Annotated in this window: 25 protein-coding genes; all 25 read left to right on the forward strand. The window is 23.6% G+C overall.

What is annotated here, in order from left to right; genetic code table 11:
- Positions 1–183: 183 nt before the first annotated feature.
- The gene (locus EJL03_RS13390; protein WP_125154478.1) at positions 184–474 is read left to right on the forward strand and encodes a hypothetical protein; all 291 of its coding nucleotides are present in this window, start codon (positions 184–186) and stop codon (positions 472–474) included.
- A 76-nt stretch (positions 475–550) separates the two neighbouring features.
- Entirely contained in the window at positions 551–1,039 is a 489-nt protein-coding gene (locus EJL03_RS13395) for a hypothetical protein (RefSeq protein WP_125154479.1), read from the forward strand.
- An 88-nt stretch (positions 1,040–1,127) separates the two neighbouring features.
- Positions 1,128–1,322, forward strand: a complete 195-nt coding sequence (locus EJL03_RS13400; protein ID WP_125154480.1) for a hypothetical protein — start codon at positions 1,128–1,130, stop codon at positions 1,320–1,322.
- 150 nt (positions 1,323–1,472) lie between these two features.
- Entirely contained in the window at positions 1,473–1,718 is a 246-nt protein-coding gene (locus EJL03_RS13405; protein ID WP_125154481.1) for a hypothetical protein, read from the forward strand.
- A gap of 224 nt (positions 1,719–1,942) precedes the next feature.
- A complete protein-coding gene (locus EJL03_RS13410) occupies positions 1,943–2,212 on the forward strand; it encodes a hypothetical protein (protein ID WP_125154482.1) in 270 nt (89 codons plus the stop codon).
- A 68-nt stretch (positions 2,213–2,280) separates the two neighbouring features.
- A complete protein-coding gene (locus EJL03_RS13415; RefSeq protein ID WP_125154483.1) occupies positions 2,281–2,631 on the forward strand; it encodes a hypothetical protein in 351 nt (116 codons plus the stop codon).
- 17 nt (positions 2,632–2,648) lie between these two features.
- On the forward strand, positions 2,649–2,963 hold the full coding sequence (locus EJL03_RS13420) for a hypothetical protein (RefSeq protein WP_125154484.1): 315 nt from the start codon (positions 2,649–2,651) through the stop codon (positions 2,961–2,963).
- Positions 2,964–3,366: 403 nt separating this feature from the next.
- Positions 3,367–3,948: a hypothetical protein gene (locus EJL03_RS13425; protein WP_125154485.1), complete on the forward strand. Its 582-nt coding sequence runs from the start codon at positions 3,367–3,369 to the stop codon at positions 3,946–3,948.
- Positions 3,949–3,988: 40 nt separating this feature from the next.
- Positions 3,989–4,183, forward strand: a complete 195-nt coding sequence (locus EJL03_RS13430; RefSeq protein WP_125154486.1) for a hypothetical protein — start codon at positions 3,989–3,991, stop codon at positions 4,181–4,183.
- Between the two features lie 63 nt (positions 4,184–4,246).
- Complete coding sequence (locus EJL03_RS13435) at positions 4,247–4,504, forward strand: hypothetical protein (protein ID WP_125154487.1); 258 nt, start codon at positions 4,247–4,249, stop codon at positions 4,502–4,504.
- 146 nt (positions 4,505–4,650) lie between these two features.
- Positions 4,651–5,217: a hypothetical protein gene (locus tag EJL03_RS13440; protein WP_125154488.1), complete on the forward strand. Its 567-nt coding sequence runs from the start codon at positions 4,651–4,653 to the stop codon at positions 5,215–5,217.
- 36 nt (positions 5,218–5,253) lie between these two features.
- Entirely contained in the window at positions 5,254–5,502 is a 249-nt protein-coding gene (locus EJL03_RS13445; RefSeq protein WP_125154489.1) for a hypothetical protein, read from the forward strand.
- A gap of 81 nt (positions 5,503–5,583) precedes the next feature.
- Positions 5,584–5,985, forward strand: coding sequence for an IS200/IS605 family transposase (gene tnpA, locus EJL03_RS13450; RefSeq protein ID WP_125154490.1), 402 nt, complete (start codon positions 5,584–5,586; stop codon positions 5,983–5,985).
- Between the two features lie 18 nt (positions 5,986–6,003).
- On the forward strand, positions 6,004–7,521 hold the full coding sequence (locus EJL03_RS13455; protein WP_125154491.1) for a transposase: 1,518 nt from the start codon (positions 6,004–6,006) through the stop codon (positions 7,519–7,521).
- A gap of 143 nt (positions 7,522–7,664) precedes the next feature.
- A complete protein-coding gene (locus tag EJL03_RS16635; RefSeq protein ID WP_279222083.1) occupies positions 7,665–7,787 on the forward strand; it encodes a hypothetical protein in 123 nt (40 codons plus the stop codon).
- Between the two features lie 106 nt (positions 7,788–7,893).
- Positions 7,894–8,259: a hypothetical protein gene (locus EJL03_RS13460; RefSeq protein WP_125154492.1), complete on the forward strand. Its 366-nt coding sequence runs from the start codon at positions 7,894–7,896 to the stop codon at positions 8,257–8,259.
- A gap of 92 nt (positions 8,260–8,351) precedes the next feature.
- Positions 8,352–8,729, forward strand: a complete 378-nt coding sequence (locus EJL03_RS13465) for a hypothetical protein (protein ID WP_125154493.1) — start codon at positions 8,352–8,354, stop codon at positions 8,727–8,729.
- A gap of 225 nt (positions 8,730–8,954) precedes the next feature.
- A complete protein-coding gene (locus EJL03_RS13470) occupies positions 8,955–9,254 on the forward strand; it encodes a hypothetical protein (protein ID WP_125154494.1) in 300 nt (99 codons plus the stop codon).
- A 21-nt stretch (positions 9,255–9,275) separates the two neighbouring features.
- Positions 9,276–9,641: a hypothetical protein gene (locus tag EJL03_RS13475; RefSeq protein ID WP_125154495.1), complete on the forward strand. Its 366-nt coding sequence runs from the start codon at positions 9,276–9,278 to the stop codon at positions 9,639–9,641.
- A gap of 311 nt (positions 9,642–9,952) precedes the next feature.
- Entirely contained in the window at positions 9,953–10,363 is a 411-nt protein-coding gene (locus tag EJL03_RS13480) for a hypothetical protein (RefSeq protein WP_125154496.1), read from the forward strand.
- Positions 10,364–10,473: 110 nt separating this feature from the next.
- Positions 10,474–10,704 (forward strand): hypothetical protein, encoded by a 231-nt coding sequence (locus EJL03_RS13485; RefSeq protein ID WP_125154497.1) that lies wholly within the window; start codon positions 10,474–10,476, stop codon positions 10,702–10,704.
- 162 nt (positions 10,705–10,866) lie between these two features.
- On the forward strand, positions 10,867–11,151 hold the full coding sequence (locus tag EJL03_RS13490; protein WP_125154498.1) for a hypothetical protein: 285 nt from the start codon (positions 10,867–10,869) through the stop codon (positions 11,149–11,151).
- Between the two features lie 52 nt (positions 11,152–11,203).
- The gene (locus tag EJL03_RS13495; RefSeq protein ID WP_125154499.1) at positions 11,204–11,956 is read left to right on the forward strand and encodes a phage antirepressor N-terminal domain-containing protein; all 753 of its coding nucleotides are present in this window, start codon (positions 11,204–11,206) and stop codon (positions 11,954–11,956) included.
- Positions 11,957–12,122: 166 nt separating this feature from the next.
- The gene (locus EJL03_RS13500; RefSeq protein ID WP_125154500.1) at positions 12,123–12,470 is read left to right on the forward strand and encodes a hypothetical protein; all 348 of its coding nucleotides are present in this window, start codon (positions 12,123–12,125) and stop codon (positions 12,468–12,470) included.
- Positions 12,471–12,529: 59 nt separating this feature from the next.
- Positions 12,530–12,793, forward strand: a complete 264-nt coding sequence (locus tag EJL03_RS13505) for a hypothetical protein (protein WP_125154501.1) — start codon at positions 12,530–12,532, stop codon at positions 12,791–12,793.
- Positions 12,794–12,992 lie beyond the last annotated feature (199 nt).

Raw genomic sequence — 12,992 nt, forward strand, 5'->3', positions numbered from 1 at the left:
AAACTCAATTAAATCATTTCAGGTTAACAACTGCAAGTGTAAGAACATAAATCAATTAATAAAAAATAATTTAATAAATTATATGAAAGGATTTGCAAGTCAATTTGAGGAAATATTAAAAGCAATAGAAAACGAAAAAGTTATTAATTTAAATAATTATAGATAAAAAGGGAGGGTGTTAAAATGAAAAAAGTAACTAAAAAAGAAGTAAGAGAGTTTTTAAAAGAATGCAGGGAGGATAATCCTTTTGGTTGGAGGCTCTGGAGATGTGGAGCATTTATATACAATGACAAAGTTAGTTTATTCGTTGCTTATCATGGGCAAGGATTAAATGAGATAGTATACAACCAAAAATATGATGATATTGTAGAATTTGAGGATTTATGCAACACATATGAATATAATTTAAAAACTGCAACAAATATAGCACACGAACAAATAAAAAATATGATAGAAAATTATTTAGAAAAATAAAAGATATTTTAACAATAAAATAAGTTAGTATTAATGTGAAAAATAATTTAATAAAAATAAAGGGAGTTGTTTGAAAATGAAATTAAATTCTAAAAAATTCAATTTTAATTTTTTCTTAGGAGGTGTTAAAAAAGTACAGTCTTTGGAATCTGGGGCTTTAGAAAATGGTGGAGCTACAAAGTTTGAAAGTGGAATATATAGCAATATAGAAAAAGACGAGTATATAAACATAAACAAAGAAAATAATAAAATAAGTTTGTTTGTGCCAGACACAATAAATGTAAATAATAAAACAGATAATAGTAAATACATAGAATTTTGTATTAATCAATTGCAAAATTTATATAATGATGTTAATTTAAAATATTATAACACTCAAGGCAGTTGGTATTCAGAAGATCTTAAAAAAGTTGTATATGATAATATAACAATTCTAACTTTACAACTTAATACCTTAACAGAAAAGGATATAGAAAATTTTATAGATTTAGCAAATTGGATTAAAACAGAAATGCATCAAGAAGGTGTAAGCATAAATATAAATGATGCTTTAGCAATAGTATAAAAGGGCTTTAAAGCCCTTTATTTTAACTTTAACTTAACTAATGTATATGTTATAATAAAAATTATAATAAACTATAAGGAGTTTTAAAATGGATTTAAAGGAGAACAAAAAAAACGGATATGTGATTCATAAAGTAACAGATAATAATTATTGTTTATGTAAAATTTTGAATGAATATAATACAAAAGAAGAATGCAATAAAGATTTAATAAAACTACTTACAAACAAGAAAAAAGAAAAGGACGTATTAAAAGATTATAGTAAAAAAGATATATTAAAATAGAATTATAAAAATTCGATATAACAGAAAAGTTTTAATAATTCATGTAAAATAATTCTATAAAATCCATTGACATTTTATCTGATAAGAGTATAATAATAATTGTAAGATAAATATAAACAATTTAATAGACATAAAAGGAGTTGTGTTAAAATGAATAAAAATTTATTTGAAGAAATATCTAATTACATTGTAAAAACAGTACAAGAAGAAAGCACACTAGAGGGGTTTCCGTACACTATTAGCTATGCTGTCATTCAAGAAAGATTTGGGAAGGAAATAGATGAATATATAAATGATAAAATAATAGAAGCAACTTCTAAAAAAGAAGAAGTAGCAGATATATTCACAGATACAGACGGGTTTGACATTACATTATACAATGATAATAATAAATAACCTTCTGAGATGCTCCAGAATAGATTTAAATTAATTATTAATGTATTTGTATGTATAAAAATATAATAGTCTTATATCGTCTTAGAATTAATTATATACAAAATTCATGTAAATATAAAATAGTTTAATAATTTACAAAAACCTATTGCAAAATAATTTGATTATGGTATAATTATAAGTGTGATAGGGGATTAATAAATTAAATAGTAAGGAGTTGTTTTAAAATGAAAATATTTGTAAATGAAATTATAGGAAATGTATATAATAAAAGTGAATATCTTGAATTATTAAAAAGAGAAAATGAACTATGTGATAATTTAGATACTACAACACCTTTTAAAAATAATGCAGTAAAAGATATTTTAGAAAATAAAAGTATATCTTATAAAATAATAGATAGTTGGAATTTAAATGTTGAGTTTGATATAATAGAGCTAGATAAAGAAAATTTAATAGAAAGTATAATAAAAATTACTAACATAGAATTAGTATAGTAGATTTAAATCTACTATACTATGCTATAAATTACAACTTTTATATTAATAAAAAGAGGTGGGATTATATGAAGGAAATTAAAAAAGCATTTCAAAAAATGTATAAGGAATATAATAAAATTAATAATACAGAGTTAACGGGTAATTTTAGGGAAAAGAACAAAATCGCTTTAATATCTTTTGGAAAATATAGTATAGAAAACGGGATAATTCAAGATAGACACAATAATAATCATGGTGAAAATGAGCAACTATGGGAAAAACAATTACAAAGAGATAGAGATACTTTTATGCGTTCTGACCAGTTTAAAGAATTTATAAATTTTTCATGTTCAACTTATACGGAGGAAGATAATATAAATTGGAGTGTTGGATCTGGTATTATAGTAATGTCAAAGCAAATTAGATTTAAATTTTAATAAAGAGGTGTTTTAAAATGTTAAATAAATTAGAAGAAATTAAAAATATAGATTTTGGAGAAATAAAAACTGAAGAAGAATTTAAAAAAGTTCTTGAAATATCAAGTAGTGAATGGGAGAAAATAATCACATTTTCACAATGTAGTTCAGACGAAACAACTCCCGAAGGTTTAGAGGATATTAGAATAGGAATTAATGTTATAGATGAGGAAGGGTACAGTAATGTATTAAACTTTGATTTAGTATACAATATCAAAAATGAAAAAACAGAAGAAGATGGATATAGACATTATGATTTAGATAGTTTAAATCATGTTATAGTTTATTTTTAGAAGCAGACAGGGCATAATTTATAATATAGATTTTGTAAAAAACTATAAAGAAGAGTTTGTAAAAGAAATTAAAAATAAATTTGGTAATATGCTAGAAATTGCTTAAACTAGTATTAATATAAAAAATAAATTTTATCATATAATGACTTTACCAGAAGGCTTTTAAAACCATTTAAATCAATTTAAGGTGTAATTATATTTGTAAAATTAAAATCGTTTAAAAGTCCTTACATTAAGTTTTAGATTAGAATAAATATTTTTTATTAAATTAAAAATAATTTAATAAAAAGCATTGACATTACTTATAATATAGTGTAATATTATAATTGTAGTAAGGAGATAGAAAAAATAAATAATAATTCAAAACAATTTAATAATTAAATAAACGGGAGTTGTTACATAAATGAAAATATTAAATTTAAAAATAGGTCAAAAGGTATCAATTTTAAAATCACACGATTTAGTACCAACTTTATACAAAGGAGTTTTAAAAGGTTATTATTTTAGCAATTTTGCACAATATAGAAATGCATTATATATGTATATACAACGTCCAAGAGCTAAAAAAGTAGATAGAATTATTTTAATAGAAAATGAAACATTTTTCATTTTTGATAGTTATAAATTTAAAGACACACATAAAAAAGAAGTAATAAAAGATACTAAAGAAATAACACATACATTATTGAATAGATGGACATATTCAGATTTAAAAGATAACAAAGATTTAGTTTTTGCTCATAAATACAGTGAAAAATTTGAAGGTGTTGAAGATGATTTTAATACATTTGTAGACCTAACAGGAGATTATATATGTTGTAATAACATAAAGCCGAAAGAAGCTGTTAAAAGTGAAAAATATATAAATTACATTAAAGAGTTAATACAAGGCTTTAACGTAAATAATCTATTAGTTACTGCTAAAGAATTGGAGTTTTGTATATTAGAGGATTGTTTAAAACAAGCTATAAATTATAACTGGTAACTTAAAATAATTTAATGAATTCCAATTAGGAGGGTTTTATATGATATTTTGTGCAGATATTAGAGAGAAAAAAACAGGAAATACAATTAAAACGGTTTTAAAAACTGCTTCACATGATGAAGCATATCAAGCCGTTAATGAATATAATAAAGAGTATGGAACATTCGCAATACTATTACAAGAATATCCAAAGAAAAAATATTTTATAGATATTTACAAAGATGAAATAGAATAGAATAGAATAACTTAAAATGTAGATTTTAAATCAAAATATCTTATATTAACAGGAGGATTCACAATGACAAAAATAAAAGTGTTTAATTTTGAAGTTTCTAATTTTGCATATCATGCAAGTGGTGAAGATTTAATTAGAGAATGGTATAAAAAACAAGTAAAAAAATTAGTACCTTATAGTGATATTGAAAAAATATTAAATAAATTTTTAGAAAATAAAACATTGATAAGTTTAAACGTTAATACTGTAGATGCTTATTATCATAATAATGGTAGGGCAAACATAATCCAGTTAGTTTATACTATAATTTATTCTGAATAGAAATAAAATCCTAGGCTATAGACATATAACAGATTTAAGCCTATAGCCTAAATTTAAATTTTAATATGAGTTATCAAAAATAAAAATTCTATAACAGAAAAGCTTTGATAATTGATATAAAAATTTAAAGAGGAGTTGTTACATAAATGAAAAAAGATTATATAATTGAGCAAACAGCCGAAACAGTTTGGTTTTATAAATTTACAGATGTAAATGAAAAAGGTGAAAAATTAATTCTTGAATTGTCTTTATGTGAAGATTGGAAGAAAGATAAAAATTCACTACCTAAACTATGGAAAAAAGAAGGATATATTGACAGGGTTTTAGAAACGTATTGGAGCATTCAAACGTATGTCGAAGATACAGAAGGAAACAGTTATGGTATGTATAACCCACAAAGCAAAAGAGAAAATGGAAGAAATGTTATAAATTTTGATTGGATGTTTGAAGCTACAGAAGAGAATAAGGAAAAATTAATTAATGAGGTTTACAGACTATTTTCAGCAGCTAAAGGAGAAACAGCAACAGAAGAAAAGCATAGAAAAATAAGAGAATACGCAAAAGAACACAATATTGATATTTATAAGACTATTCCAAAAGGGTGGAAAGAATTAAATGGTGCTTTAACTGCTCCGATGGGTACGGTTTGGGTAAGTAACATGGAATTATTTAAAAGTGGAAATTTAAAAAGAGGTATATTACTTGCAGATTAGTAGTTGGTAAATAAAAAATCAAAGGAGTTGTTTTAAATGAATAATAATATAGAAGGTTATCACAAGGATTGGAACAAAATTCAAGAGGTTAAAAGCAATTTATTCAAAGGTATAAAAATAGATAGTTTAATAAATCTAAGAGATACAGCAGAATCAGAAGTAACAAAGAACAAAATTCAAAATATAATACATGATATAGGCAACATGATGAATGGTATTAGTGATAGTTTAGACGATTTACAATCATGTGCGGAAAGCCCACTCCTTCAGGTGTGGGATGGATAGCACACAATAATATAAAAAACATTTTTAATAATTGTGTATAAATATATTGACTACATACACAATAAGTTATATAATATACTTATGGAAAATAATTATAGAAGTACTAAAACAACAGTAAGTTTAATTAATTATCATTTTGTGTTTTGTCCAAGATATAGAAGGAAAATATTTAATATTCCTAATGTAGAAGATAGGTTTAAACATATAGTCAAATATATATGTAAGGAGTTGAATATTGAAATAATTGCTATTGAATGTGATAAAGACCATACACATATGTTTCTAAATTGTCTTCCAACATTAAGCCCCTCAGATATAATGCAAAAAATAAAAGGTGTAACAAGTAGGATATTAAGAGATGAATTTAAGGAATTATCAAAGATGCCTAGTTTATGGACTAGAAGCTATTTTGTTTCAACTGCTGGAAATGTGTGTAGTGAAACTATTAAAAGATATGTAGAAAATCAAAAAACAAGATATTAGAAAGTGAGGTGAATATTCATGAGTAAAACTCCTAAACAAAGATATGTTTTAAATTTAAAGTTAAAAACTCAATTATTTCAAGAAGATATATTAGATAAGCGTTTTGATATAGGAAGAAAAATATATAATGCTGTTTTAGGTCAAGCTTTAAAGAGATATAGAGAAATGATTAAAACTAAAAGATGGAGAGAAAATCAAAATAATATATTAAATGTATACAAAGTTCACAAAGATGGTAAAGAAAGAAATAAACTTTACAAACCATATTTTAATATTAAAAACGATATGTTGAAAGAATTTAGATTAAATGAATATTCACTTCACGCAGATGTTAAACCAATACAAAGACATTTTAAAAAGAATATAGATAGTTTCAGTGCCCAAAAGATAGCAAGTAGAGTTTGGATTTCCTTGAATGATAATTTATTTGGAAAAGGCGAAGAAGTACATTTTAAAGGTATAAACAAACCATTGAATTCCTTGGAAGGTAAATCTAATGGTACTGGTATTAGATATAATATAGAAACTAATATGTTCTCATGGAATGGGTTAGAAATACCAGTTAAATTAGATATTAATAATAAATATGAAACAGATGCTTTAAGAGATAAAATTTGTTTTTGTAGAATTAAAAGAAAATTTGTTCGTGGAAAATACAAATACATTTTACAATTAATATTAGAAGGAATTCCTCCTATTAAAATTAATAAGCAAGGTGAAGTTAAGAATGATATAGGTTTAGGCGTTTGTGGTATTGATATTGGCACTCAAACAGTTGCTTATATATCTGATTATGATTGTAAATTATTAGAATTAGTACCTAGAGTTCAAAATATAGAAAATGAAAAAAGAAAAATATTAAGATATATGGATAGAAGTAAAAGAGCAACTAATCCTAATAATTTTAATGAAAATGGTACTATCAAACGTGGTATTAAATTGGAGTGGAATTATTCAAAGAGGTATATAAAAGCAAAGAATATCCTTAAAGATTTATATAGAAAACAAGCAGATGTAAGAGAACAAGACCATAATATAATGATTAATGAAATACTAAGAAATTGTGATACTGTTTATGTAGAAGATATGAACTATAAGGGATTACAAAAACGTAGCAAAATCACAGAAAAGAATGATAAGGGTAAGTTTAAAAGAAAGAAACGTTTTGGTAAATCATTAGCAAATAAAGCACCAAGTATGTTTTTAACTATGTTACAAAATAAATTAAAAGCTAAGGGTGGTTTATATAAAGAGGTAAATACTAGAGAAGTTAAAGCATCTCAATATAATCATTTAAATCAAGAATATAATAAAAAGAAATTAAGTCAAAGATGGAATTATTTTAATTATAATGAAGAACAAATTAAAGTTCAGAGAGATATTTATAGTGCATATTTAATAAAAAATGTAAATGATGATTTAAAAAGTATAAATAATGAATTATGTATAAAAGATTTTGATAAATTTCTAAAAATGCATAACAAAGAAATATTAAGACTACAAGGATTAAGTAATTTAAGTAGTATGGGAATATAAAAAACAATAAACGTCTTAAAACGGGCGTTATACTATCGTTAATATGGTCATGGGACTGTTTGATAGTGAAAGTCTTAGGGAAAATAATTAGTGATATTATACTTTCGAGGTAATATAGAAGTTATTTAGTACCTAAGAACCCCATGCCTTTAGGCTTGGGAGTTTCAGAGGAAGATTTGCACGACTTGGAAATGAAGGAATATACAAAAGATTGGACTGCTCAAGAATGGGCAGAATATCATATGTCATGCAATAATATAGATTAAGATATAAATAATTATAGGGGTTATAGGGATTATTTTAAATCCTATACAACAGAAAAAGTCCTGTAACTCCTATAATAACAAATAATTTAAAAGGTGGTTATCGAATATGAAAAAGTATATAATTAATAACACTAATAATTTAACTTTTCAAACTAGAGACAAAGCGGACGAATATGCAGAGGAAGTTTTAAAATTAAAAAAATATATTATTACTGATAAAGTTAGTAATCAGATATGGGAATATGAACTAACAAAAACAGGATATAAGTACAGAATATCATCTCTTCAAGCAAGTTCAAGTAAATACGGCAAATGTAAATGTTGTGGTAAACATGTTAGTGAAGTATTCCTTCAAGATGAAGCAAGATATCTTAAATATGAAGAAAATGAAGAAATTGATAACGGATATACCTGTCATAGATGTAATAATTATGTTGGTCATAAAGAATGTTTAGAAGCTAAAAGAAGATAATCGTATATAATATAATTTAATAAAAGGTAGGTTTTATAAAAATGAAATGAAAAGGATGATTTATTATAAAATTTAATACAGAAAAAGAGGCTATGGAATTTGCAGGTGAATCTTATAAAAAACAAGATTGTATGACTATTATGAAACATTCACAAAATACAAATAAGTTTCTTAATGAATTTACAAGCAAATACAAAAGACAGATTGGAGAGCCTAACATACAATACGAAAACAATCAATATTTTTATGTGGAGTTTGATAAAGAGTCTTGTTTTAATTGTAAAGATTTAATATTAAGTGAAGAAGAAGTAAAATCTAAGCATCCATATCAATATTATAATATTCAATATGAAGAAATGCTTAAAGATAGTAATAATTGGGTGTTTGACGAGTATATAACAAAAAAAATGATAAAAAATAGAAATGAGATATTTAAGGGCATATGTAAAGTTTTTATGAGAATAGGTTAACCAAAATAAAAACATGTATTTTGGTTTCAGTGGGAAATTTATTATATATTTTCTTATTAATCTTTTTATGTATTCTTGCATGGGGTTAATATGATGTAATAAATGTCAAATTTTATTAAAAATAATTTTAAAATATAAATAATTACTATTGACTTATATAAAACAATTTGATAAAATATAATTAAAGATAAGGACAGAAATTAAATAAAAGGGAGTTGTTGAGAAATGAAAAAATTAATAAATAATTATAAAGAACTTAAAAAAGGTATTTATCAATTAAAACCTTTAAATAATAAAGGAGAATATGCAAATATAAATACTAATACAGGAATCATTATATATTATAAAAAAGTTACTAATATGCCTATGCCTGCGAGTAAAATTACAATTAAGGAATTTGAAAAGGAATTAAATAAAAATAATGCTAAATGGTTATTAAAAGACTATAAAGCATGGCGAGGGAAATATCCAGAAGCTTATAATAATATGATAGATAAAATTAATCAAGGAGATATTTTACAATAAAAATTTTAGGAGGTGTATTTAATGGAGCATTATAATATTAATTTTGAAAAAGCAAAATTAATGAATATATATAAATATTCAAAATATGTAAATAACATAGAAGAATATTTTAAAAATTATAAAAATCAAGATAAGGAAATTTTAGCAGATTTAGAGTTCGGAAATATTGCTATAGAATTGAATGTTGATAATGTTGACGGTGTAAAATCACTAGATTACTATGTTTGTTCCAAATGTTCTGAAGACCATTGTAGTAACGGGGGATGGTATAGTGATTATAAGCCATTAGATGATAAAGCGGATTTAGATAATTTAGAAGAAAATATGTATAATTGTTTAATGAAATATGCAAAAGAAAATAATTTAAAATGGAGCAAGTTAAATTAAAAAAGGAATATACAATAACTTCAAAAGCTGAGTAATATCAGCTTTTTTATATTATCTTACTTTACTAGAAGGGATTTAAAGGCATTTAGAATATATTATAGTATAATTACACTTATAAAATTAAAACCGTTTAAAACAGGTTAGAACAAGTTTTGTATTAAAAATAAAAGGTTTTATTAAATTAAAAATAATTTGATAAATTCTATTGACATTGTATATAATATAGTGTAATATAATAAGTGTCAGGAGGAAATGAAAACTTACATAGTAATTCAAAATAATTTAATAAAAATAAAAGGAGTTGTTCAAAAATGAATAAATTAATAGGATGTATAAATAATTCAAGTTGCAAAGTAATAAAAACTAGGTGGTTCTATTTAGATAACAAAAATAATATATGTAAAGATGTAACTAAAGAATTATTTATAATAATAGATAAATTTAATAAAAAACAAAGACAAATAAAAGATACTTATCATGTTTTCAATATACCATATGAATATAAGAATGGCTTAACAGAATATAGTCTTGGTTGTGGTTTATCTCATTATTTACAAGAGGATTTGTTTGACGAACTTAACAAAGTAGGTAAAAACATATTAACTTTTAATTTAACAGAGTGTAAATTGCAAATGTTGACTAAAAATGATATAAATAATATCCTTAACTGTAAAAATAGTTGGGATTTAAATATTGAAGAATCACTAATTGAGAATTTATAAAATAAATTAAGTTAAAATATACTAATGACTTCTATTTTTACAATACTATTAGAATTATGATAAAATAAATTATATAACAAAGCTAATATTAAAAGGAGATTATAGAGACAATGATAAAAATTGAAGTTATAAATAAAATAGGTGTAAAGATAGATGAATATATTAATAATACAGGAGCGACAAAGACATGGATTGCTAAACAATTGGGATATAAAACAAGACAGTCATTAGATGGAGCTGTAAACTCAACAAATTTAACTATAAAGACTATAGGATTATTTTCAACTTTTCTTAATTGTAAGCCAGAGGAACTATACGAGATAAAGGTAGTGAAAGAATAGAAATTTATATTTTAAATAAAGGAAAGATAAATTTTAAAATATAGCAAATTATATATTGACATTCTTAATTAATAGGTGTATTATAATATTTGTAAGGTGATTGAAGGAAATTAAGTAAAAAATAAACACCTTGCAAATATTATAATAAAGGATTGATAAATTATGATAAAAAATTTATTAAATGTATTAAAAAAGACATCTATGATAAGTTGGGTCACAAATGATGATGTGCCTACTATGTTTAATATTAAAGTTAAAAATACCAACAATGAAATTATTATGATAGGGAATGTACTCGTACAAGAAGCTACAGCAGAAATGAATATCTTACATAATTACGAATTAAAAATAAATAAAAATAATTTGACTAAATTTAATAAAAGTTTAGATGATATCTTAACAATATTTTGTAATGATTATAACAAAGAATTAATATTAAATTGTTAATATAAAATAAAAATAATTTAAAAAATATTTATTAATGAGGAGAGTGTATTAAATGAAAAAAGAACAAATGGAAACAAAATTAATTAATTTTAATGGAGATGAATTGTTAGGCATTAAAACAAAAGAAAATAATATTTATTTAGGTGTTAAAAAGGCTTGTTTAGATATTGGATTTAATGAAAGACAATCAAAATATCAAGTCGAAAAATTATCAGATGATTTAGTTTTAAATAAAGGTGTCCGAAATTTTGTACTACCTTCAAGAGGAGGAAAACAGGAAACTGTATGTTTACACGAAGATTTAGTTACTCTATGGTTAGCTAAAATAACATTAACTCCAAAAATGCAGAAAGAAAATCCAAGAGTAATAGAAAAGTTAATTAAATATCAATTACAATGTGCAAAAGTTCTTCATGATGCTTTTATGGGTACGGAAGAAAAGAAGAAAGATTTCTACAATGAAATAGGATTAAAAGGTAAAATAGTAGAACTTCAAGACAATGTACAAGGTTTAACAAATGAATTACATCAAACTAGAGAAACGTTAGATACTTTAATAGATAACTCTGTAATTAATAGTTATCAAGCACAAAAATTAAATAAATTAGCTAGAAATAGAGTTAAAGAATTATCAGGTGGAAGTATTCAAACAAAAGAATATAAAAAGAATTCAAGAATGTATTTTAAAAGATTATGGAATAATTTAAATGACACTTTAATGGTAAGTACATATAAAGATATAAATCCAATGGATTATGAAAAAGCTATTCACATAATTGAGTCATGGGAAAATACAGTATATTAAAATATATCAATAAAAAGTTGGGTATAACTAAAAATTATATCCAACTATATAAAATAATTCAACAACAAATGAAAGATTACAAAGGGTTTGATTTTAAGTATTTATAATCTTTACTGCTAGAAGATAAAAAAGATGTTATAATAAATATAAGAGGAGTTGGGAAAACATGTATAAAAATGAATATTTGGAAAAAGGCATAGAAAATGCAAAAGGGAATGAATATTTGTTGCGAGGGTATATTCATACTCAAAATAATAAGTATAATGAATTAGTAATTAATGATTTAGGTTTTATCAGTAATAACATAGATGAATTAAAAAATTTTAAAGATGAGCTTGTAAAAGCAAATATAAAGAAATTTATATTAACAGAATCAAGTTCAGGACTTATGAGTAATTTGCATTGGTTAGATAAGGTTAGCATAAAAATTAAAGGTGTGAAGAAAGTTTCATATATAGATAAATGGGAGAAGGAAGAATGTTTCAAAGAAGGGTTAGAAATGATAGTGAAATAAGTATTTATTATCGAAGTATTGAATAAGTATAAAATATAGATATTAAGGAGTGTTTTATTGTGGAAAAATATATAGTATGTGGCAAAAATAAAATACCTACAGATAAAGAATATAAAATAGGTGATAGATTTATGACTAAAAATTTAACACCTATTAAATGTACAAAAATTGAAGAAATTAATAATGAAATATTATATCATTTCATTACTAATGATGAAAATTTTAATATAGATGAAGCGTTAAATATGCCAGAAGACCCAGCAATTGATAAGCTTTTAGACTTTTTGCAAGAAAATTATAAAAACCAATTGAATAATAAATAAAGATATTCTTAAGTAGCTAATTTAAAATTAGCTACTTATTTTTGTTTTTCTACTAGAATGAATCTCACCACACTATTTGCCAAGCTTTAGCTTGTGCAAAGGTTCAGTAGGGGTATAATAACACCTATAAAATTAAAATCGTTTAAAACAGCTTAGAATAGCATTTTGTGGATACAATAAAAGATTTTCTTTAATATAA

Origin of the sequence: Clostridium rectalis (assembly GCF_900626095.1) — a bacterium.
Taxonomy (GTDB): domain Bacteria; phylum Bacillota; class Clostridia; order Clostridiales; family Clostridiaceae; genus Clostridium_AS; species Clostridium_AS rectalis.